Annotated in this window: 19 protein-coding genes, 1 tRNA gene and 1 pseudogene; 10 read left to right on the top strand and 11 right to left on the bottom strand. The window is 72.9% G+C overall.

Annotated features, from left to right (window positions below):
• The first annotated feature begins 63 nt into the window (after positions 1–63).
• From cysS to ABD973_RS14600, 3 genes are all read left to right on the top strand, one after another.
• Positions 64–1,464 (top strand): cysteine--tRNA ligase, encoded by a 1,401-nt coding sequence (gene cysS, locus ABD973_RS14610; protein WP_345500275.1) that lies wholly within the window; start codon positions 64–66, stop codon positions 1,462–1,464.
• 101 nt (positions 1,465–1,565) lie between these two features.
• Complete coding sequence (rlmB, locus tag ABD973_RS14605; RefSeq protein ID WP_007265519.1) at positions 1,566–2,537, top strand: 23S rRNA (guanosine(2251)-2'-O)-methyltransferase RlmB; 972 nt, start codon at positions 1,566–1,568, stop codon at positions 2,535–2,537.
• A 156-nt stretch (positions 2,538–2,693) separates the two neighbouring features.
• Positions 2,694–4,250: a DoxX family protein gene (locus tag ABD973_RS14600; protein WP_345500274.1), complete on the top strand. Its 1,557-nt coding sequence runs from the start codon at positions 2,694–2,696 to the stop codon at positions 4,248–4,250.
• 99 nt (positions 4,251–4,349) lie between these two features.
• Here ABD973_RS14600 and ABD973_RS14595 read toward each other — a convergent pair whose 3' ends face one another.
• The 3 genes from ABD973_RS14595 to ABD973_RS14585 form a co-directional block, all read right to left on the bottom strand.
• Entirely contained in the window at positions 4,350–5,120 is a 771-nt protein-coding gene (locus ABD973_RS14595; RefSeq protein WP_241253317.1) for a nucleotidyltransferase family protein, read from the bottom strand.
• A 54-nt stretch (positions 5,121–5,174) separates the two neighbouring features.
• Positions 5,175–5,585 (bottom strand): hypothetical protein, encoded by a 411-nt coding sequence (locus tag ABD973_RS14590; RefSeq protein WP_007265522.1) that lies wholly within the window; start codon positions 5,583–5,585, stop codon positions 5,175–5,177.
• A 191-nt stretch (positions 5,586–5,776) separates the two neighbouring features.
• Positions 5,777–6,853 (bottom strand): ABC transporter ATP-binding protein, encoded by a 1,077-nt coding sequence (locus ABD973_RS14585; protein ID WP_125604091.1) that lies wholly within the window; start codon positions 6,851–6,853, stop codon positions 5,777–5,779.
• Positions 6,854–7,137: 284 nt separating this feature from the next.
• Between ABD973_RS14585 and ABD973_RS14580 the strand changes: the two genes are divergently transcribed.
• A tRNA-Thr gene (locus ABD973_RS14580) sits at positions 7,138–7,211 on the top strand.
• A gap of 86 nt (positions 7,212–7,297) precedes the next feature.
• On the opposite strand, the pseudogene ABD973_RS14575 reads toward ABD973_RS14580, so the two are convergent.
• Positions 7,298–8,678: pseudogene (locus tag ABD973_RS14575) on the bottom strand (NAD(P)/FAD-dependent oxidoreductase).
• 144 nt (positions 8,679–8,822) lie between these two features.
• On the opposite strand from ABD973_RS14575, the gene ABD973_RS14570 reads away from it, so the two are divergent.
• Complete coding sequence (locus tag ABD973_RS14570) at positions 8,823–9,299, top strand: GNAT family N-acetyltransferase (RefSeq protein WP_125821895.1); 477 nt, start codon at positions 8,823–8,825, stop codon at positions 9,297–9,299.
• Between the two features lie 37 nt (positions 9,300–9,336).
• On the top strand, positions 9,337–10,014 hold the full coding sequence (locus ABD973_RS14565) for a pentapeptide repeat-containing protein (protein WP_345500273.1): 678 nt from the start codon (positions 9,337–9,339) through the stop codon (positions 10,012–10,014).
• 67 nt (positions 10,015–10,081) lie between these two features.
• On the opposite strand, the gene ABD973_RS14560 is transcribed toward ABD973_RS14565, so the two are convergent.
• The 4 genes from ABD973_RS14560 to ABD973_RS14545 form a co-directional block, all read right to left on the bottom strand.
• Positions 10,082–11,923: a serine/threonine protein kinase gene (locus tag ABD973_RS14560; RefSeq protein ID WP_345500272.1), complete on the bottom strand. Its 1,842-nt coding sequence runs from the start codon at positions 11,921–11,923 to the stop codon at positions 10,082–10,084.
• A gap of 115 nt (positions 11,924–12,038) precedes the next feature.
• Complete coding sequence (locus ABD973_RS14555; protein WP_125821898.1) at positions 12,039–12,542, bottom strand: hypothetical protein; 504 nt, start codon at positions 12,540–12,542, stop codon at positions 12,039–12,041.
• 88 nt (positions 12,543–12,630) lie between these two features.
• Positions 12,631–13,716, bottom strand: a complete 1,086-nt coding sequence (locus ABD973_RS14550; protein ID WP_345500271.1) for a M4 family metallopeptidase — start codon at positions 13,714–13,716, stop codon at positions 12,631–12,633.
• A 392-nt stretch (positions 13,717–14,108) separates the two neighbouring features.
• Positions 14,109–15,338, bottom strand: a complete 1,230-nt coding sequence (locus ABD973_RS14545) for a serine hydrolase domain-containing protein (protein WP_125821900.1) — start codon at positions 15,336–15,338, stop codon at positions 14,109–14,111.
• Between the two features lie 224 nt (positions 15,339–15,562).
• On the opposite strand from ABD973_RS14545, the gene ABD973_RS14540 reads away from it, so the two are divergent.
• Complete coding sequence (locus tag ABD973_RS14540) at positions 15,563–16,330, top strand: GbsR/MarR family transcriptional regulator (protein ID WP_125821901.1); 768 nt, start codon at positions 15,563–15,565, stop codon at positions 16,328–16,330.
• Here the strand turns inward: ABD973_RS14540 and ABD973_RS14535 are convergent.
• Positions 16,327–16,950 (bottom strand): response regulator, encoded by a 624-nt coding sequence (locus ABD973_RS14535; RefSeq protein WP_007265532.1) that lies wholly within the window; start codon positions 16,948–16,950, stop codon positions 16,327–16,329. The genes ABD973_RS14540 and ABD973_RS14535 overlap by 4 nt on opposite strands.
• Positions 16,947–18,089, bottom strand: a complete 1,143-nt coding sequence (locus ABD973_RS14530) for a sensor histidine kinase (RefSeq protein WP_345504587.1) — start codon at positions 18,087–18,089, stop codon at positions 16,947–16,949. The genes ABD973_RS14535 and ABD973_RS14530 overlap by 4 nt, the downstream gene beginning before the upstream one ends.
• Before the next feature lie 428 nt (positions 18,090–18,517).
• Between ABD973_RS14530 and ABD973_RS14525 the strand changes: the two genes are divergently transcribed.
• Positions 18,518–19,048, top strand: coding sequence for a GlcG/HbpS family heme-binding protein (locus ABD973_RS14525; RefSeq protein ID WP_125603215.1), 531 nt, complete (start codon positions 18,518–18,520; stop codon positions 19,046–19,048).
• Positions 19,049–19,077: 29 nt separating this feature from the next.
• Positions 19,078–20,481 carry a M1 family metallopeptidase gene (locus tag ABD973_RS14520; RefSeq protein WP_345500270.1) on the top strand — a complete coding sequence of 468 codons (1,404 nt, stop codon included), beginning with the start codon at positions 19,078–19,080 and terminating at the stop codon, positions 20,479–20,481.
• Positions 20,482–20,606: 125 nt separating this feature from the next.
• Here ABD973_RS14520 and ABD973_RS14515 read toward each other — a convergent pair whose 3' ends face one another.
• Positions 20,607–21,182: a TerD family protein gene (locus ABD973_RS14515; RefSeq protein WP_125603209.1), complete on the bottom strand. Its 576-nt coding sequence runs from the start codon at positions 21,180–21,182 to the stop codon at positions 20,607–20,609.
• A gap of 144 nt (positions 21,183–21,326) precedes the next feature.
• On the opposite strand from ABD973_RS14515, the gene arfB reads away from it, so the two are divergent.
• A complete protein-coding gene (gene arfB / locus ABD973_RS14510; protein WP_125821904.1) occupies positions 21,327–21,752 on the top strand; it encodes an alternative ribosome rescue aminoacyl-tRNA hydrolase ArfB in 426 nt (141 codons plus the stop codon).
• The last annotated feature ends 1 nt before the right edge of the window (position 21,753 follow it).

The raw sequence follows: 21,753 nt of genomic DNA, 5'->3' as shown, positions 1-21,753 counted from the left end.
AAACCGTACGGGCGGCCTCAAACGGTCGCTGGGCACTGCCGTGGGCGCACTACCCTGGATGCCGTGACTATTCGCCTGTACGACACCAGCGCCCGGCAGATCCGCGACTTCGTCCCGCTCGAACAGGGCTGCGTCTCGATCTACCTGTGTGGCGCGACCGTGCAGGCCGCCCCCCACATCGGGCACATCCGCTCGGGCCTCAACTTCGACATGATGCGCCGCTGGTTCACGTACCGCGGCTACGACGTCACGTTCATCCGCAACGTGACGGACATCGACGACAAGATCATCGCGAAGTCGGCCGAGCAGCGCCGCCCCTGGTGGTCCATCGGCTACGACAACGAGCGCGCGTTCAACGACGGCTACACCGCCCTCGGCTGCCTGCCGCCCACGTACGAGCCGCGCGCGACCGGGCACGTCACCGAGATGGTCGAGATGATGCGCGGGCTCATCGAGCGCGGTCACGCGTACGAGTCCGAGGGCAACGTCTACTTCGACGTGAAGTCCTTCCCGGGCTACCTCTCGCTCTCCCGCCAGGAGCTCGACAACATCCGCCAGCCGGAGTCCACCGGCGAGACCGGCAAGCGCGACCCCCGCGACTTCGCCATGTGGAAGTCCGTCAAGCCCGGCGAGCCCTCCTGGGAGACCCCGTGGGGCCGCGGCCGTCCCGGCTGGCACCTGGAGTGCTCCGCGATGGCGCACAAGTACCTGGGCGAGGCCTTCGACATCCACGGCGGCGGGCTCGACCTGATCTTCCCGCACCACGAGAACGAGATCGCCCAGGCCAAGGCCTTCGGTGACGCGTTCGCGAACTACTGGGTGCACAACGCCTGGGTCACCATGTCGGGCGAGAAGATGTCGAAGTCGCTCGGCAACTCGGTGCTGGTCTCCGAGATGGTCAAGCAGTGGCGTCCGATCGTCCTGCGCTACTACCTCGGCACCCCGCACTACCGGTCGATGATCGAGTACAGCGAGGAGGCGCTGCGCGAGGCGGAGTCCGCCTTCGCCCGCATCGAGGGCTTCTACCAGCGCGTCATCGAGAAGGCGGGCGGTCCCGTCGAGGCCGCCGCCGAGGTCCCGCCGGCCTTCGCCGAGGCGATGGACGACGACCTGGGCGTCCCGCAGGCACTGGCCATCGTCCACACCACCGTCCGCCAGGGCAACAGCGCGCTCGCCGCGGACGACAAGGACGAGGCCATCGCCCGGCTGTCCGAGGTCCGCGCGATGCTCGGCGTCCTCGGCCTGGACCCGCTCGACCCGCACTGGGCCGGTGAGGCCGACCGCGGCGAGGACCTCCACGGCGCGGTCGACACCCTCGTACGCCTCGTCCTGGAGCAGCGCGAGTCCGCCCGCGCCCGCAAGGACTGGGCGACCGCCGACGCCATCCGCGACCAGCTGAACCAGTCCGGCCTGGTCATCGAGGACAGCCCCAGCGGCCCGCGCTGGACCCTCGGCGCCCGCTGATCCGGACCCACCCGGACCAGCCGTGTTGTGCCGCCCGGGCTTCCGGGCGGCACACTCTTCATACGTACATATCGCAGCACGAACGAAAACAGGTAGAGGTCATGGCCGGGAACAGCCAGCGCAGGAACCGCCGCACGTCCAACAAGAAGGGCGCCACGGTCGGCAGCGGTGGCCAGCGGCGCAAGGGCCTCGAGGGCAAGGGCCCCACGCCCAAGGCCGAGGACCGCAAGAAGCACAAGGCGAACCGCATCGCCAACGCCATGGCCCGCCAGGCCGCCAAGCGCCGCCCCGCGCCCCGCCGCGGCGGCCCCAAGGGCACCAGCGAGATGGTCGTCGGCCGCAACCCGGTCTTCGAGGCGCTGCGCGACGGCGTGCCCGCCACCACCCTCTACGTGCAGCAGTTCATCGACAACGACGAGCGCGTCCGCGACGCCCTCAAGCTCGCCGGCGAGCGCGGCAACATCAACCTGATGGAAGCCCCGCGCCCCGAGCTGGACCGCATGACCAACGGGCTCAACCACCAGGGCCTCGTCCTCCAGGTCCCGCCGTACGAGTACGCGCACCCCGAGGACCTCCTCGACGCCGCCCACGACAACGGCGAGGACGCCCTCATCGTCGCCCTCGACGGCGTCACCGACCCCCGCAACCTCGGCGCGATCGTCCGCTCCGTCTCCGCCTTCGGCGGCCACGGCGTGGTCATCCCCGAGCGCCGCGCCGCCGGCATGACCGCCGGCGCCTGGAAGACCTCCGCCGGCACCGCCGCCCGCACCCCGGTCTCCCGCGTCACCAACCTCACCCGCGCCCTCCAGGACTACAAGAAGGCCGGCATCACCGTCGTCGGCCTCGCCGCCGAGGGCACCCACGAGGTCCAGGACCTCGACGCGCTCGGGGGTCCGGTCGTCATCGTCGTCGGCTCCGAGGGCAAGGGCCTCGGCCGCCTCGTCGGCGAGAACTGCGACTACCTCGTCCGCATCCCGATGCCGGGTGGCGCCGAGTCCCTCAACGCCGGTGTCGCCGCGGGCGTCGTCCTCTACGAGGCGGCCCGCAAGCGCGCCCAGCGCGGCCGCGTCTGACCCGGACGGCGGCAGCCGCTTGATCCACCTGGCCCACGGGACGTGACCCGTGAGCGTGTCGCCCCGCCCTCCACGGGCGGGGCGACTTGATCTTGACGGGTCTCGGACAGATCCCTCGTGTCAAGGCAGTGTCCTAAACACTCATCACTCGGTTAGATGAGTGTGGACACCAGAACGTCAGGGTTCGACGACCAGCCCGCGCTGAGCATGGTCAAGGTGCCGTGCGACCCCGCACAGGTCATCGTCAACCACGCCAGCTTCCGCGTGCGGCTCGCACCGAGCCCGAGCGCGCGTTCCAAGCCCGCGAAAGCCCCCGGCCGCGCGCCCCTCCTCGGCGCCGCCGCCGTCGCGACCGCCGGAGCCGCCCGCCGCCGCGCACCCGTCGTCTGGAGCGGCAAGTCCGCCCCCGGCGACGCCGCGGCCATGGGAGGACTCCTCCAGGCGGTACGCGAAGCAGGCCGCGGCCACGACGACTACGACGGCGGAGCCGCCACCCAGACCATCCCCCGGGTCGACCTGGCACACGACCTGGGCGAGGACACCCTCGCCAGCCCCACCGTCATCGGCCAGCGCACCTACGGCGACCCCGACGAGACCCGTCCCCTCGCCGCCGTGCGCGACCTCCCGCGCGAGCCCTACCCCCCGTACGGCCGCCACGACGGCGACCACCAGGGCCCCGACACCGGCCCCGACAGCCGCCGCCCCGCCCCCGACGCCCGCGGCCAGGCCTCCTACTACCCCGGCCGCCGCATGAACCTCGGCGTCGTCCTGCTCCCCCTGCGCGTCTTCCTCGGCTTCATCTCCATCTACGCCGGCATGGGCAAGCTCTGCGACCCCGTCTACTTCGACGGCGGCGAACGCGGCTCCATGGTCACCTGGCTCCAGACCCTGCACCCCTGGGCCCTCGCCGAACCCCTGCGCGACTTCGCGCTCGCCCACCCCGTCGGGGCCGGCCTCAGCGTCGCCTTCCTCCAGGTCATCGTCGGCGTGCTCACCGTCTTCGGCCTCTGGCAGCGCTTCGCCGCCTGCATCGGCGCCCTGCTCTCCGCCGCCCTCCTCATGACGGTCAGCTGGAAGACCGTCCCCGCCTACGACGCCCCCGACATCATCTACCTCGCCGCCTGGAGCCCGCTGGTCATCGCGGGCGCCCCCGTCTACTCCCTCGACGCCCGCCTGTCCGGCGAGGCCTGGCGCACCCTCGGCCCCCGCTCCGAGATCTGGCGGCTGCGCCGCCGCGTCCTGCGGCGCGGGGCCGTCATGGCCACCGTCGTCTGCGGACTCACCCTCCTCATCGGCTCCCTCCTCGGCGGAGCCGTCCGCTCCTCCACCGTCGTCACCGTCCCCGGCCCCGGCCAGGCCCCCAGCAACTACCTCCCCGGCAGCCCGCTCCCGCAGGCCCCCGCCAAGCAGACCGCCCCCGGCAGGCAGCAGCAGCCCTCGAAGCAGGCCTCGCCCTCCGCGGCCCCCTCCCAGCCCGCCGCCACCTCCGGCCGCCCCGGCAGCAGCGCCCCGACCCGCAACAGCTCCACCACCGGCTCCGGAGCGCCCACCGCCGGCAAGACGTCCGGCAGCGGCGGCCAGACCCCGCGCGGCAGCACCCCGAAGCAGTCCAGCCCGCAGCAGCCGCCGGCCACCTCCTCCGGGAGCCGCAGCGGCTCCGGCGGGGACGCCCCGGCCAAGAAGCCCGGCCTCGTCGGCGGCCTCCTCGGCTGACCGGCACCCCCAGGCCGAAGGGCCCGGCGCGCGTACGGCGCACCGGGCCCTTCCGCATGCCGCCGGCGGCACGAGACGACGTAGCAACACGGAAACCGCTCAGACGCCGCCCTGCGCCGCCAACTCCCGCGCCGCCTCGGTGAGGTCCTTCGCCGTGTCGATCGCCCGCCAGTACGCCCCCTGCGGCAGCGGAAAGCCCGCCAGCCGCCGCTCCCGCGCCAGCCGCGGGAACGTCGTCCGCTCGTGGTCCCCCAAGTCCGGCAGCAGCGAGGCGAATCCGGGAGCGAACACGTACACCCCGGCATTGATCGGATAGGGCGACGGCGGGGCCTCGATGAAGTCCAGCACCTGCCCGAACTCGTTCGTCTCCACCACCCCCCACGGCATCCGCGGCCGCGCCAGCGCCAGCGTCGCCACCGCCTCGCGCTCCGCGTGGAACGCCGCCATCTCCCGCAGCGGGAAACGCGTCCACACGTCCCCGTTGGTCGCGTACCAGGCCCCGTCCGGCCGCGGCAGCCCGCGCGCCGCGAACTTCAGCCCGCCGCCGCGCCCCAGCGGCTCCTCCTCCACCACCGTCGTCACCCGCAGCGGCAGCACGGCCGTCGCCAGCCATTCCTGGAGCACCTCCGCCAGGTGCCCGCACGACACCACCACATCGGTCACCCCCTCGGCCGCCAGCCACACCAACTGGTGTCCGATGATGGGCAGTCCGGTACCCGGGATCTCCACCATCGGCTTCGGCCGGTCGTCCGTATACGGCCGCAGCCGCGTCCCCTGCCCGCCCGCCAGGACGACAGCCTGGGTGGGAGGGGCCGGGAACGCGGCCGCGTCATCGGTGGTTTGGGGTGGTTCGGGGCCGGTCTCGGTCATGGCCGCCAGCGTAGGGACGGCCCCCGCCCCCGACGGGGCAGGCGCGACGGGACGTCAGCCCATCGAGGCGACACCGGTCGCGTAGGAGGTGTCGCACACGGGGCGCGCGTACGACTGGGCCTTCGTCGGCCCGTACGCCTCCACCGCGGCCCGGCCCAGCGCCCGCGCGATGCTCACGCAGTGCTCCGCCAGCGACGGCCGCCCGTTCACCTCCTGCTGGAGGTGGGTGAGCACCGTGCCCGGCTGCTCACCCTGCTGGAGCTCGCCGAGGAGCTTGTCGCGCAGCAGGTCCTGGGGCGCGGCCGGCTTCTTCGGGACGGAGACGTCCTCGGCGGAGGCGGTCAGGATCTGGGAGGAATTGTCCGCCCAGGGGACCATCGTGACCGCGAGGGTCCCGGACAGGACCAGGACGACGGGCAGGACCAGGGCGAGGGAACGGCCGATTCGGCGGGCAGTGTGGGTCACGAGGGCGAGAGTAGCGCTCGGTGAGGATTTGGCGACATTTAGTCACCCGGTCGGGGGATGGTTCGACGTGGCTTTTCGATTTAAGGGTTGACGGGTGCGGCCGAATGGCCCGGTCTGCCGGGGTTCGGGGGGTGCGTCCGCGCAACTGCCGCGGCAGGGGCGCCCCTTGGCGGAACGCCCCTGCCGGTCACTCAGTTGGACAGCCGTGCACCGGTCGACGTCGAGAAAACATGGATCTCGTCCGGACGCGGCACGACGTGCAGCGAGGAGCCCTTCTCGGGCACCTGGCGGCCGTTGACGCGGACCACGAGGTCCTGGCCGTCGCGGCTGCCGTACACGTAGCCGTCGGCGCCCAGCTCCTCGACGACGTTCACGGTGATCGTCAGACCGCCGGTGTCGCCGATGTCGAAGTGCTCGGGGCGCACGCCGACGGTGACGGTCTTGTCGCCCGAGCCGGCGGCGGCGGAGAGCGCCTCGCGCGACACCGGGACCACGCTCTCGCCGAACTTCACCCCGCCGTCGGTGATCGGCACCTCGACGAGGTTCATGGCGGGCGAGCCGATGAACCCGGCGACGAAGAGGTTCGCCGGCCGGTCGTACATGTTGCGCGGGGTGTCGACCTGCTGGAGCAGGCCGTCCTTCAGCACGGCCACGCGGTCGCCCATGGTCATGGCCTCGACCTGGTCGTGGGTGACGTACACGGTGGTGATGCCGAGGTCGCGCTGGAGCGCGGCGATCTGCGTACGGGTGGACACGCGGAGCTTGGCGTCGAGGTTCGACAGCGGCTCGTCCATGAGGAACACCTGCGGCTTGCGCACGATGGCCCGGCCCATGGCGACGCGCTGGCGCTGGCCGCCGGAGAGCGCCTTGGGCTTGCGGTCGAGGTACTGGGTGAGGTCCAGCATCTTCGCCGCCTCCTCCACCTTGCGGCGGATGGTGGCCTTGTCCTCGCCGGCGATCTTGAGCGCGAAGCCCATGTTGTCGGCGACGGTCATGTGCGGGTAGAGCGCGTAGTTCTGGAACACCATCGCGATGTCCCGGTCCTTGGGCGGCAGGTGCGTGACGTCGCGGTCGCCGATGCGGATGGCGCCGCCGTTGACGTCCTCCAGGCCGGCGAGCATGCGCAGCGAGGTGGACTTGCCGCAGCCGGAGGGGCCGACGAGGACGAGGAACTCGCCGTCCTCGATCTCCAGCTCCAGCTGGTCGACGGCGGGCTTGTCGCCGCCCGGGTAGAGGCGGGTCGCCTTGTCGAAGGTGACAGAAGCCATGGTGATGAATCCCTTCTACCGGCAGGAACGTGCCGGACGATCCGAGTGGAAGGTCTAGTCCAGTCGACTGGACTCCGCCTGACGCTACCTGGCGGTACGGCTCCTGTCAGCAATCTGACGGCCCGGATTGCGTGCGGGCACGCCGGCGCCTTGGCGTGGCGGGCGGAGCACCGCCTGGCCCGGGCCCCGTCATTACGGGTGCGGATCAATGTGATGGCTCGGGGAATCGGGCGCTGTGTAGAGTGATGGCGGCTCCACGCGCAGTAGGTCGCGGGTGGTGTTGTGCCGCCTTAGCTCAGTTGGCTAGAGCGCTTGACTTGTAATCTTGAGGTCGTCGGTTCGATTCCGACAGGCGGCTCCGTCCCAGGTCAGATGGCATCTGATCGAGGGAATTCGTACAGAAGCGGAAGGCCCCGGGTGATCACCCGGGGCCTTTTGCGTGCCTCAGGCGCGGCCCGAGATGTGGTTGGCCAGGCGGGCCAGGGGGGTCGTCGTGGGGCGGTGGGTGGCGGATTCGTGGTGGTCCGCCTTGCGGTAGGCGGCGTAGAGGGCGTGGACGCCGAGCCAGCGGAAGGGTTCCGGCTCCCAGCGGCGGACGCGGTGGTGGACCCAGGGGAGGGCGGTGAGGTCCGTGCGGTCGCCGAGGACCAGGTCGCGCAGGGTGCGGCCGGCGAGGTTGGCGGTGGCCACGCCGGAGCCGACGTAGCCGCCGGCCCAGCCCAGGCCGGTGCCGGCGTCCAGGGTGACCGTGGCGCACCAGTCGCGGGGGACGCCGAGGACGCCCGACCAGGCGTGGGTGATCGGGGTGCCGGTCAGCTGCGGGAAGAACGTGAAGAGGAGGTCGCGCAGGGCGGTGACGGTGGCCGGCTGGGTGCGGCCGTCGTTGTCGGTGCGGGAGCCGAAGCGGTACGGGACCCCGCGGCCGCCGATCGCGATGCGGTCGTCGGCGGTGCGCTGGGCGTACATGTAGGCGTGGGCCATGTCGCCGAGGAGCGGGGCGTCCTGCCAGTTGAGGTGCTTCCAGACCGAGGGCGGGAGGGGGGCGGTGACGATCATCGAGGAGTTCATGGGGAGCCAGGTGCGCTTGTGGCCCTTGAGGGCGGCGGTGAAGCCCTCGGTGCAGCGCAGGACGTAGGGGGCGCGGACGGTGCCGTAGGGGGTGACGGCGCGGCGGGGGGGCGATCTCGGTGACCGGGGTGGCTTCGTGGATCACGACGCCGAGGCGGTCGCAGGCGTCGGCGAGGCCGCGGACGAGCTTGAGGGGGTGGACGCGGGCGCCGTGGGGGGTCCAGCTGGAGCCGACGGCGTCGGCGACGTCGATGCGGGCGCGGGTGGCGGGGGCGTCGTACAGTTCGCGTCCGGTTTCGCCGAAGGAGAGCTCGGCGGCGTGGAAGGCCTTCAGTCGGGCGAGCTGGGCGGGGGTGCGGGCGACTTCGAGGACGCCGCCGCGGTGGATGTCCGCGTCGATCCCTTCCTTCGCGGCGACGTCGATGACCTCCGTGACCGTGTCGTTCATGGCGAGCTGGAGCCGACGGGCGGCTTCGTGCCCGTGCAGGGCGGCGTAGCGGTCGCGGCCGGCGATGCCGTTGTAGAGCCAGCCGCCGTTGCGGCCGGAGGCGCCGTAGCCGCAGAACTTCTGCTCCAGGACGGTGACGCGCAGGTCCGGGGCCGCGCGCTTGAGGTAGTAGGCGGTCCACAGGCCGGTGTAGCCGCCGCCGACGATGACGACGTCCGCCGTGGCGTCGGTGGTGAGGGGGGCGCGGGGCGGCTGGTGGGCCGTCGTGCCGGTCGCGTACCAGAAGGAGATGCCGCCGTTGATCGTCATGGGGGAGTTGGTACACGGGGTCCCGCGGGGGTGTCCAGGTACCGGATGTCGTGGCCGGGGGCCGGTTGCGCGGCGGGATGTTCGGTGTGCGGGCGGGGTGGTCCGGCGTAGGGGGAGTTTGACGACAGACCCTAGGGTGGCGCCATGATCCGTGCCGCGGTGGTTGATGACGTTGCCGAAATCCACTCCATGATCCGGGAGTTGGCCGAGTACGAGAAGGTGCCGCACGAGGCGCGCGCGACGGAGGAGCAGTTGCGCGGGGCGTTGTTCGGGGAGCGGCCGGCGGTGTTCGCGCACATCGCGGAGAGCGGGTCCGGGGAGGTGGTGGGGTTCGCGGTGTGGTTCCTGAGCTTCTCGACCTGGCGGGGGGTGCACGGGATCTACCTCGAGGACCTGTACGTACGGCCGGGCGCGCGCGGCGGCGGCTACGGCAGGGCGCTGCTCGCGGAGCTGGCGCGGACGTGCGTGGAGCGCGGGTACGAGCGGCTGGAGTGGTCGGTGCTGAAGTGGAACGCGCCGACGATCGGGTTCTACGAGGCGCTGGGCGCGCGGCCGCAGGACGAGTGGTCGGTGTACCGGCTGACGGACGGGGCGCTGGCGCGGCTGGGCGGGGCGGGTTAGCCGGGGCGTTGTCGGTGCCGTGGGCCACGATGGGCGCATGGCGCGGAACGAGCGGGCGAAGGTGAAGGTGGCGCAGGCGCGGCGGCCGGAGGTGCGGCTGCCGGAGCTGGTGGTGTGGGGCGGTGGGGGGCTGGAGCCGGACGGGGATTACGACGGGCTGGAGTTCGCGGACCTGGACCTGGGGGCGGAGGACGGGACCGGGGCGCGGTTCATGGACTGTGCGCTGCGACGGTGTGCGCTGGACGGGGCGCGGTTGCCGAAGGCGCGGTTCCTGGACGCGGTGCTGGAGGGCGTCCGGGGTGTGGGGACGGACCTGTCGGGGGTGACGCTGCGGGACGTCGAGCTGGTGGAGGCGCGCCTGGGCGGGGTGCAGTTGCACGGTGCGGTGCTGGAGCGGGTCCTCGTGCGCGGCGGCAAGATCGACTATCTGAACCTGCGGGCGGCGCGCCTGCGGGACGTGGTGTTCGAGGGGTGCGTGCTGGTGGAGCCGGATTTCGGCGTTGCGGTGCTGGAGCGGGTGGAGTTCCGGGACTGTGTGGTGCGGGGGGCGGATCTGACGGGCGCGCGGCTGGCGGACGTGGACCTGCGGGGGGCCGTGGAGCTGGGGATCGCGCGGGGGGTGGAGGCGCTGGCGGGGGCGGTGATCAGCCCGGGGCAGTTGTTCGAGCTGGCTCCGGTGCTGGCCGCGCACCTGGGGCTGCGGGTGGTGGGGTAGCGGGTCCGGCCCGTACGGACGGGGGTCGTACGGGCCGGGCGCCGCCGGGGGCGGTGGGGCGGTGGCGTCAGTGCTTCTTCGGGTCCTCGGCGTTGCGCCAGACGGTGAGGTCGACGGTGATGTAGTTGCTGGCGTCCTTGGCGTCGGACTTGCCGCGGTAGGTGAGGACCGCGATGTGTCCGGCGTTGCTGAGCACGCAGATCTCGGAGCCGTTGGTGAGCTGGTCGAGGCCGATCTTCTCGGCGTAGCGGGTCTCGGTGCGGCAGGTTTCCAGGGAGCCCTTCTGGGCGTTGTTCAGGACGACGAGCTTGCCGTTGGCGGTGCCGACCTTGGTCTCGCCGAACAGGGAGTCGCGGTAGTAGAAGAAGTCCCCGCCGTTGTAGAGGACGCCGTTGCTGCCGCCGGTGACCGGGCGCGGCGGGTTGTCGGCGAGCATGACCTGGTAGTTGGCCGTGATGTCGATGCCCTGGTAGGTGGCCGGGGTGGGGTCGGGCCGCTTCTGGTTCTTGTTCTGGTTCTGGGCGGCCGAGCTGCCGGGGGCGGGGGTGGTGGCGGCGCCGCGGTCGCCGGCGGCGCTGCTCCCCTTGTCCTTGGCGGAGCCGTCCGGGAGCAGGGAGACGATGACGGCGATCCCGATGAGCCCGCCGATGACGGCCCCGGCGATGACCCGCCCGTTGGGCCCGGACTTCGGCGGGGTGGCGGGCGGGTAGCCCGGCTGGTGGAGCGGGGGCGGGGTCGGGTAGCCGGGGGCGGCGGTCGGGTAGCCGGGCGGCGGGGTGGGGTAGCCGGGCGGGGGCGTCTGGTAGCCGGGCGGCTGGGTGGGGTGGCCCGGGGCGGCCGCTGGGGGCGCGGGGGCCGTCTGGGTGGGCGCGTACGCGGGGGCCGGCGGCCGGAGCGGGTAGTCGGCGGGCCGGGCCGGCGCGGTGGGCGGCTGCGCGGGGGCGGAGAGTTCGGTCGGGGTGGGTGCGGCCGAGGGCTGCGGGGGCGGGGTCCTGGCCGGTTCGGGCAGCCGCAGGCGTTCGGTGATGGAACCGGCGACGGCCTTCGGGAGCCAGTCCTCGCCCTGGCGCAGCGGCGCGGGGGAGATGGCGTGGCACGTCTCGATGATTTCGGAGAGGCTGGGGCGCCCGGCGGGGTCGCGGCTCAGGCAGCGGGCCACGAGGGGCTTCAGCTCGGCGGGCAGGGCGCTGAGGTCGGGGTCCTCGTGGACGATGCGGTAGAGGATCGCGTGCGAGTTCCCGTCCCCGTAGGCGGGCGCGCCGATCGCCGCGAACGCCATGATCTGGCCGAGGGCGAAGACGTCGGTGGCGGCGGTGACCGTGCCGGTGGAGGCCTGCTCGGGGGCCATGAAGGCGGGCGTGCCGACGCTGACGCCGCTGCTGGTGAGGGAGGTGGCGTCGGCGGCGCGGGCGATGCCGAAGTCGATGACGCGGGGGCCGTCGGAGGCGAGGAGGACGTTCGCGGGCTTGAGGTCGCGGTGGACGATGTCCGCGCCGTGGATGACCTGGAGGGCTTCGGCGACGCCGATGGTCAGCAGCAGGACGCTGCGCAGCGGCAGCCGGCCGTGGGCGGAGACGGCGTGCGCGAGGGAGGGGCCGGGTACGTACGCGGTGGCCAGCCAGGGCTGCGCGCCGTCGGTGTCGAAGTCGATGACGGGTGCCGTGTACAGGCCCTGGACCCGTTGGGCGGCGCGTACTTCCTGCTGGAACCGCCGCCGGAACTCGGCGTCCTCGCTGAACTCGGGCCGGATCACCTTGAGTGCGACGGGCCGCCCGCCGAGCGTGTACGAGAGGTACACCTTGCCCATGCCGCCCGAGCCGAGCACGGCGCTGAGCCGGTAGCCGCCCACCGTGGCGGGGTCGTCCTGTCCGAGCGGCTGGAAGAGTTCGGCAGGATGCGTGTCGCTCATGAAAAGTCCGTCCCCCATCAGGCAGTTCAAAGCCTGCCGACGCCTGAAGCCAACCGGGAGAGGGTAGCCGACACCTTCCCCGGCGGGCCGTCGGCCGTGGTGGGACGGGCGCGTCTCAGGCGGGGACGCGGGGGAAGCGGGACTGGAGCGTCCAGATGACCGGGTTGTCGCCGAGTCCCTCGTGCATGTCGACGAGGTCGGCGATCAGGTCGTGGAGGAAGTCGCGGGCCTCGCGGCGCAGCAGGCGGTGGCTGAAGGTGAGGGGTTCTTCCTCGGGGGCCATCCAGTCGGCTTCGATGTCGACCCAGCCGAAGCGGCGTTCGAAGAGCATGCGGTCGGCGGACTCGGTGAAGTCGAGTTCGGCGTACTGGCGGTTGGCGGAGCGGCTGCCGCGGGGGTCCTCGTCGAGCTGTTCGACGATGTCGCACAGCGCCCAGGCGAAGTCGAGTACGGGCACCCATCCCCAGGCTGTGGACACTTCCGTGTCCTTCTCGGTGTCGGCGAGGTAGACGTCGCCGCAGAACAGGTCGTGGCGCAGCGTGTGGACGTCCGCGGAGCGGTAGTCGGTCTGCGGGGGGTCGGGGAAGCGCCGGGAGAGGGAGTAGCCGATGTCGAGCACGTTCCCGATGGTGTCACGGGTGCGCCTCTCCCGGCGCGGGGGGCCTTGCGGGGGTGGTGGTGCCGTCCGCGTGGTGGTGCCGTCCGGGTCAGCGGACGTTGACGGCGGTCCAGGCGGCGGCGACGCGGGCGGTCTCGGGGGCGGAGGGGCCGTAGAGGTCGGCGGCGGCGCGGAGGGTGGCGGTGCGGGCGCCGGCGTAGTTGGTGGTGGAGCGCATGTGGAGGGTCAGTGCCCGGTACCAGATGCGGGTGGCCTTGTCGCGGCCGATGCCGAGGAGCTTGGAGCCGTCGTGGGTGGGGGAGTCGTAGGCGACGCCGTCGATGACCTTGGGGCCGCTGCCTTCGGCGAGGAGGTAGTAGAAGTGGCGGGCGGGGCCGGAGCCGGCGTGGGGGTCGAGGGCGGCGATGTCGGACGACCAGTAGTCGCGGGAGACGCCGTCGGCGCTGGGGCGGTCCATGCGGCGGGGCGGGCCGTCGAAGACGCGCTCGCCGAGGAGGTAGTCGCCGGGGTCGGCCTTGTTCTCCGCGAAGAACTCGCCGGCGGTGGCGAGGATGTCCGAGGTGCCCTCGTTGAGTGCGCCGGGCTCCCCGCTGTAGCCGAGGCGGGCGGTGGAGGCGGTCAGGCCGTGGGCCAGTTCGTGGCCGACGACGTCGAGGGAGGTCGGCGGGCGTCCGGGGGTGGTGCCGTCGCCGTAGGTGACGCAGGCGCAGCTGTCGCTCCAGAAGGCGTTGCCGAAGCCGCTGCCGTAGTGGACGCGGGAGGTGGTGCCGGCGCCGTCGCCGCGGACGCCGTTGCGGTTGAAGGCGGCCTTGTAGAAGTCCCAGGTCACGGCGGTGGCGTAGTGGACGTCGGCGGCCGCGGTCTGGCGGTGGGCGGGGGTGCCGTCGCCCCAGGTGTTGTCGGCGTCGGTGAAGGGGACGCCGGGGTTGTCGGTCTGGTTGAGGGCGTCGAGGGTGCGTTGGCCGCCGCGGGTGGGGTCCTGGAGCTGGTAGGCGGTGGGGGTGGTGCCGGTGGAGGTGGTGCCGAGGGGGACGGTGGCGGAGTACTGGGTGATGCCGGTGCCGGTGGCTGCGCCGGTTCCCGCTGTGGCGGGGGTGGTGGAGGCGAGGGCGGCTGCGCCGAGCAGGGCGGCGGCGGTGAGGGCGAGGCGGCGGGGGCGGTGGGGGTGTGACACGCGGGCTCCTTCGCGGTTCGCGGTTCGCGGTGGCCGGGGTGGTGGCCGGGTGACGGCGGGGGCGAGCGTGTCATCGGGGGGTGGGGGTGGGGGAGGTGTGCGGTGGGGGGTTGTCCGAAGAGCGGGGCGGAGTGTCCGGATCCGGGCCCTTGCTCTGGCCGGGCGGGGAGGGGGTGGGGCCGGGTGGGGGCCGCTGCGCGGGGCCGTCCCCTACCCGCCCTTCCACCGTTCCCCGGGCTCCGCCCGGACCCGCGCCTCAAACGCCGGCGGGGCTGGAGGGTCCCGGGCTGGGCCCGGGCCCGCTTCTGGGGGCTCCGCCCCCAGACCCCCGCGCCTCAAACGCCGACGGGGCTGGAGGGGCCGGCGGGGCTGGAGGGTCCCGGGGGGTGGGGTCAGTTCTCCAGGGCCTGGTACGTCGTGGTCCAGAAGTCGTGGATGACCCGGGCCGGGGCCGGGTTGGTGAGGCCCACCTGCATGAGGAGGATGCCGGTGAGCTGGTTGTGCGGGTCGGCGTAGGCCGAGGTGCCGGTGCCGCCGTCCCAGCCGAACTGGCCGACGGGCGCGTAGTCGCCGCGGTAGGTGCGGACCGCCATGCCGAAGCCCCAGCCGCCCTGCTGGCCCTGGCCGAAGGACACGTGGACGCTGTTGCGGGCCAGGGCGGAGCGGGTGGCCTCCTGCTCGGCCGTGAGGCTGTTGGTGGTCATGAGCTCGACGGCGGGCCGGGACAGGATCCGCTCGCCTCCGTGCGTGCCCTGGTTCAGCAGCATGCGGAAGTACGCGTGGTAGTCGTCGACGGTGGAGACCAGCCCGCCGCCGCCGGACTGGAACGCCGGGGGCGCGCTGTAGCGGCCGCCTGCGGCCTCGTCCCACACGTGGAACTCACCGGTCTGCGGGTCGGGGGCGTAGCTGGGAGGAAGCCGGTCGATCTTGTCGGCGGGTACGTGGAAGCCCGTGTCCTTCATGCCCAGCGGGTCGAGGACCCGCTCGCGCAGGAACGTTTCGAACGGCTTGCCCGTGACCCTGGAGACGAGGACGCCGAGCACGTCGTGGCTGATGTGGTACTGCCACTGCTCTCCGGGCTGGCGCATCAGGGGGAGCGTGCCGAGGCGGCGCATCCACTCGTCCTGCTCGGGTGCGGGCTCGCCGCCCTGGGTGAAGACGCCCCGTTCGAAGAGGGCGGCCGTGATCGGGGAGCCCATCGCCGTCAGGTCGATGCCGAGTCCGAAGGTGGAGTTCAGCAGGTCCCGTACGGTGATCGGCCGTCGGGCGGGGACGGTCTCGTCCAGCGGGCCGTCGATCCGCGCCAGCACCTGGCGGCCGGCGAGTTCGGGCAGCCACTGCTCGACGGTGTCGTCCAGCCGGATCTCGCAGTCGTCGACGAGGGCCATCGCGGCCGCCATCGCGACGGGCTTGGACGTGGAGGCCATCCGGAAGATCGTGTCCCGGCGCATCGGGGCGCCGCCGTCGTGGCGCATGGTGCCGATCGCCTCGACGTGCGTCTCGTCGCCGCGGCTGACGAGGGCGACGAGGCCGGGGATCCTCCCCGATTCGACGTGCCGGGTCAGCACGTCGCGCATCTTGCGCAGGCCCGCCTCGGTGAAGCCGTTCTGTCCCATCGTCATGTCTCCCCGTGAGTGTTTGAGAACCGCTGAACTCGCTCGAAGCTACATTGCGTTTATGGATGCGTCAACGAACTTTTGGGGGGTGATTTTGCTGGTGGTGATGGAAGTTGGGGTAAGTGTTGCAATGGTTCTGGGGGTGAACGCAATGGGGTGCCGGAGGGTGGATTGCAATGGGGTGGGGGTGGATGCATACTGCGGCTGTCGACGAGGGGAGACGAGCACCGATGCCCGGAGGACGGCTCACCGGCGAGGAACGCCGGCACATCGCCACCTGGCTGGCCGAGGGCCTCGGATACGCGGAGATCGGCCGCCGGATGGCCCGGCCCGCCTCGACCGTCATGCGGGAGGTCACCCGCAACGGTGGCCCCGGGGGCTACGGCGCGGACCGGGCGCAGGAGGCCGCGCGGCACCGTGCGCGGCGGCGCAAGGAGGTGCGTCCGGCGGCGCCGCCGGTTCCCGACGCCGGTCACGGGCGGGACCCGCGGGCGGTGCGGGAGTTCACCGAGTCCTTCACTGGGCTGCTGGCCGGGCAGGGGCTGCCGCCGATGGTCTCCAGGGTGCTGGCCTGCCTCTACACCACCGACTCGGGCGCCCTCACCGCCGCCGAGCTGGTCGAGCGGCTCCACGTGAGCCCGGCGTCCGTCTCGCACGCCGTCGCCTGGCTCGAAGGGCAGGGGATGCTCAGGCGGGAACGGACTCCCGGGGCGCGCCGCGAGCGCTACGCCATCGACGACCAGCTCTGGCTGCGGTCGCTGCTCTCGGCCGCGCAGATGAACGACGTCCTGGTGGCGGCGTCGCAGCGCGGGGCCGAGATCCTCGGGGCCTCGACTCCGGCGGGGGCCCGCTTCGAGTCCTCCGTCGAGCTGCTGACGCTCGTGAACGAGTCCCTGCGCGGGGTCATGGAGCAGTGGCGGCTGAGGCTGGCCGAGCGCGCCGCGGCCGGGGCCGCGGACGCGGGCCCGGGCACGGCTGCGGACGCGGACACGGTCTAGGAGGGCAGCAGGCGCTGTTCCTTGGCCACCGCCACCGCGCCCGCGCGCGTGTCGACGCCGAGCTTGTCGTAGATGCGGCCCAGGTGGGTCTTGACGGTGGCCTCGCTGATGAACAGCGCGCGGGCGATGTCGCGGTTGCCCAGGCCCCGGGCCAGCTGCCCCAGGATGTCGAGTTCGCGGTCGGTGAGGGTGGGCCGCGTACCGCGCATGTGGGCCATGACCCGGCTCGCGACGGGTGCGGACAGCGTGGTGCGGCCGGCCGCCGCCGAGTGGATGGCGGCGAACAGTTCCTCGGGGCGTTCCGCCTTCAGCAGGTAGCCGGTCGCGCCCGCGCCGATCGCCCGGGTGATGTCCGCGTCCGTGTCGTACGTGGTGAGGACCAGGACGTGCGGCGGGCCGGGGAGGGCGGTGATGCGGCGGGTGGCTTCGACGCCGTCGATGCCCTCGCCCAGCTGGAGGTCCATCAGGACCACGTCCGGGCGGAGTTTGGCGGCCAGCGCGACCGCCTCCTCGCCGCTGCCCGCCTCGCCGAGCACCTCGATGTCCGGCTCGCTGCCGAGGAGCGCGAGGAGTCCGGCGCGGACCACCACGTGGTCGTCGCAGAGGAGGATCGTCGTCATCCGGCGGGCTCCAGGGGGATCGAGGCGGAGAGGACGGTGCCTTCGCCGAGGGTGGATTCGATCGTCAGGCTGCCGCCCAGCTGGCGCACGCGGGCGCGCATGGCCGGGAGGCCGTGACCGCGGCCGGGGTCGGAGGCGGCGGCGGTGAAGCCGGCGCCGTCGTCCGCGATGTCCAGGACCACCTGGTCGCCGAGGAAGCTCAGGGTGAGGGCGGCGGTGTGCGCGTGGGCGTGCTCGCGGATGTTGGCCAGGGCGCCCTGGGCGATGCGCAGGAGGGCCGACTCGGTGCGGTCCGGGAGGGGGGCCGGTACGCCCTCCAGGTGGAAGCGGACCTCGACGCCGGGCCCGGCGTCCAGCGCGCGCAGGGCCTCGGCGAGGCCGGCGCCGTTGTCCAGCTCGGGCGGGGCCAGGTCGTGGACGAGGCGGCGGGCCTCGGCGAGGCCGCGGGCGGCGATGCCGTTGGCGGTGCGGACGTGGGCGCGGGCGGTGGCCGGGTCGCTGTCCCAGGTGCGGTCGGCGGCCTGGAGCAGCATCTGCTGGCTGGACAGGTGCTGGGCCAGGGTGTCGTGGATCTCCATGGACAGCCGCTGCCGTTCGGCGAGGGTGCCTTCGCGGCGTTCGGTGGCGGCGAGTTCCCTGCGGGTGCGGATCAGGTCGTCGATCAGCGCGCGCTGGGCGCGGGCCTGGCGCTCCATGTGGACGAAGACGGCCGTGGCGAGGGCGGCGATGGCGGGCGGGGCCAGCAGGAGGTTGGGGTCGAAGGCGGTGGAGAGCTTCATCTGGGCCGCGACGACGAAGACGGTGAGTACGGCGACCAGGGCCACGGCGGCGCGCGGGGGGAGGGTGCGCAGGGCGGTGAAGAACAGCGGTACGGCGCACCACGCGAAGCTCGGGGCGAGCACGACGAGGACCACCCAGGTGGCGACGACGAGCCCGAGCCAGAGCCTGCGGCGCAGGGTGGGGGCCGGCCGGTCGGTGGCGTGGGCGGCCTGGGTGACGCCGACGGCGGGGCCGAGGACGTACAGCAGGGCGAGGGCGATGCCGAGGGAGATCACCCAGGGGGTGCGGGGTTCGCCGGGGTGGCGCAGCAGGAAGCGGGCCACCGAGGCGCCGAGCAGGAGGAAGAACGCCGTGTGCATGACGGTGGCGAGGGTGCGGGTGTCGGGTGCCCGGGTCACTGCGTGGCTCCTGGGGGTGGGGCTGTGGTGTCCATACTGCCTCTGCCCTGGCCGGGCGGGTACGGGTGTCCCGCTGCGCGGGGTTCCCTGGGGGCTCCGCCCCCAGACCCCCGCGCCTCAAACGCCGGCGGGGCTGTGAACAGCCCCGCCGGCGTTTGAGGCGACGGGCGCGGAGCGCCCGTACGGGGTCCGGGGCGGAGCCCCGGGGAACGGGCGAAGGGCGGGTAGGGGACAGCCAAGCGGGCGGCCGGGCCCGCCGCATCGGCCGATCGGATGACCCCCGGGTCAACCGGTGCGGTCGCCGGGCTCAGCCGGTACGGGGACGGCCCGGGGCGGGGGGCGGGGCGAGGCTTGGGGGGAGCCAAGCCGACGACCCACCAGGAGCTGACATGAACACCCGCACCCGCGTCCTCACCGGCACCGCCCTCGCCGTCGTCCTCGGCGCCGGGACCTTCGGCGCCGTCACCGCCAGCGCCACCCCGGCCGCGCCGGCCAAGAAGGACTCGGACAAGAACTTCACCACCTCCACGCACCTCACCATCGGCGCCGCCACCCGTGCCGCGCAGGCCGCGCTGGAGGCCGCGGAGAAGGAGAACCAGAAGGTCACCGTGGCCGTCGTCGACCGCAACGGCAACACGATCGTCACCCTGCGCGGCGACGGTGCGGGCCCGCAGTCCTACGAGTCGGCGCAGCGCAAGGCCTTCACCGCCGTGTCCTGGAACGCCCCGACCTCCGTCCTCGTGGGCCGCCTCGCGCAGGCCCCGAACCTGAAGGACATCCCCGGCACCCTCTTCCTGGGCGGCGGCGCCCCCGTGCAGGCGAACGGCGCCCCGGTCGCCGGCATCGGCGTGGCCGGCGCCCCGAGCGGCGACCTGGACGAGAAGTTCGCCAAGGCCGGCGTGGAGTCCCTGCAGCAGTGAGTGCGGGCTCCGCTCCTTAGGATCGGGGCGTGGAACTCAAGCGCCTGGCCGTCCCCGCCGTCACCGCCCTCCTCGTCCTCGCGACGGGATGTACGGGCGCGACGGTGCAGGGGCGGCCCGGTGCGTCCGGGCTGCGGGACCCGTTCTTCCCGCGGGCGGGCAACGGCGGCTACCAGGTCGAGCACTACGCGCTGGACCTCGCCTACGACCCCGCCGACGGCCGGCTGCACGGCACGGCCGTCATCACCGCCCGCGCCGAGCAGGGACTCAGCTCCTTCAACCTCGACCTGAGCGGGCTGAAGGTCGAGGCCGTGGACGTGCAGGGCGCGGGGGCGCGGTTCAACCGGACCGGCAACGAGCTGACGGTGCGCCCGGCCAAGGACCTGAAGAAGGGCGAGGTCTTCCGTACGAGGGTGGACTACACCGGCCGGCCGAAGCCCGTCGTCGATCCCGACGGGGCGCACGAGGGCTGGATCACCACCGAGGACGGTGCGGTCGCCGTCGGCGAGCCGGTCGGGTCGATGGGCTGGTTCCCCGGCAACCACCACCCGAGCGACAAGGCCGCGTACGACGTGACGGTCACCGTCCCGGACGGGTACGAGGCCGTGTCCAACGGGCAGCTGCGCTCCCGCCGGGAGGTGGGGGACGGGCGGACGGAGTTCGCGTGGCACAGCCCGGAGCCGATGGCCAGCTACCTGGCGACCGTGGCCATCGGGAAGTTCGAGGTGAGCACCGGGCGGACCCCGTCGGGGGTCGCGGTGTACCAGGCCGTCGCTCCCGGTGAGGCGGCGGGCAGCGGGGCGGCGCTGAAGCGGCTGCCGGAGGTCGTGGAGTGGGGCGGCGCCCGGTTCGGCCCGTACCCCTTCGGTACCGCCGGTTCGATCGTGATGCCCGCGCGGACCCTCGCGTACGCGCTGGAGACGCAGACCAAGCCCGTCTACTCGGGCGCGCCCGACGAGGGTCTCGTGGTGCACGAGATGGCCCACCAGTGGTTCGGGAACTCGGTGTCGCCGAAGACCTGGAAGGACATGTGGCTCAACGAGGGCTTCGCCACGTACGCGGAGTGGCTGTGGTCCGAGGACCACGGCGGGGTGGGCGCACAGCGCCGCTTCGAGGCGTTCCTGACGGGTGACACCTCGGTCGACGACCAGGCCGGCGGGGACTGGGCGGCGTTCCCGCCCGCCGCGCCGCCCGGTGCCGGCCACGTCTCGGACGCGCCGGTGTACTACCGGGGTGCGATGGTGCTGCACCGGATCCGGCAGGAGGTGGGGGACGAGAAGTTCTTCGACCTGCTGCGCGGCTGGGTCGCCGACCACCGGTACGGCAACGCGAGCACCGCGGACTTCACGGCGTACGCGGAGCGGCGCACGGGCCACGACCTGAAGAAGGTGTGGGACGTGTGGCTGTACGGGGAGGGGCGCCCCAAGGCGTAGGCCGCGGGCGTGGCCGTGGCCGCCGGGTCGGGCCGCCCGGTCGGGCCCCCGGGTGGCCGGCGGCGAAGCCGGAGCCCCCTCCCGGACGCGGCCGGGCAGGGGGCTTCGGCTTGGTGGGACGCGGGTCAGACGTTGACGCCGAAGTCCTGGGCGATGCCGACGAGGCCGGAGGCGTAGCCCTGGCCGACGGCGCGGAACTTCCACTCGGCGCCGTTGCGGTAGAGCTCGCCGAAGACCATGGCGGTCTCGGTGGCCGCGTCCTCGGAGAGGTCGTAGCGGGCGATCTCGGCGCCGCCGGCCTGGTTCACGACGCGGATGTAGGCGTTGCGGACCTGGCCGAAGTTCTGGCTGCGGTTCTCGGCGTCGTAGATCGAGACCGGGAAGACGATCTTGTCGACGTCGGCGGGCAGGCCCGCGAGGTTCACGTTGATGGCCTCGTCGTCGCCCGCGCCCGCGCCCGTGCGGTTGTCGCCGGTGTGGACGATGGTCTGGTCCGGGGTGGACTTGTTGTTGAAGAAGACGAAGTGGCCGTCGGAGACGACCTTGCCCATCGCGTTGACCGCGATGGCCGAGGCGTCGAGGTCGAAGTCGACACCGGTCGTCGTGCGCACGTCCCAGCCGAGGCCTACCGTGACGGCGCTGAGGCCGGGGGCCTCCTTCGAGAGCGAGACGTTGCCGCCCTTGGACAGGCTTACTGCCATTTTGACTGGTGTCCTTCCTCGACGCTTGACCGCGATGTGGGGTCAAGTTACCGCTGCCCTTCATAACGCGGCGAGGGGGCGCGGAGGTTCCAGGACGCGGAAATGCGGGTGACGGCGGCGCGGGCGGGGGCCGATCATAGGGCCATGCCTGGTCCCCATGTCATCCGCGGTTCCGTCGTTCTCCCCGAGGCGGAGCTCGCCTGGCGGTTCTCGCGTTCCTCCGGACCGGGCGGGCAGCACGTCAACACCTCGGACTCGCGCGTGGAGCTCTCGTTCGACCTGGCGGCGACCAAGGCGCTGCCGGAGGTGTGGAAGGAGCGGGCGCTGGAGCGGCTCGCGTCGCGGCTGGTGGACGGGGTGGTGACGGTACGGGCCTCCGAGCACCGCTCGCAGCTGCGCAACAGGGAGATGGCGCTGGTCCGGCTGGCCTCGCTGCTGGCGGAGGCCACGGCCCCGCCGCCGAAGCCGCGCCGGGCGACGAAGATCCCCCGCGGCATCAACGAGCGGCGCCTGCGGGAGAAGAAGGCCCGCGGCGAGACCAAGCGGAACCGCAGCTCGCGCGACTGGTAGC

This window comes from Streptomyces racemochromogenes (assembly GCF_039535215.1).
Lineage (GTDB): Bacteria > Actinomycetota > Actinomycetes > Streptomycetales > Streptomycetaceae > Streptomyces > Streptomyces racemochromogenes.
This window is presented reverse-complemented; position numbering and strand designations above follow the sequence as displayed.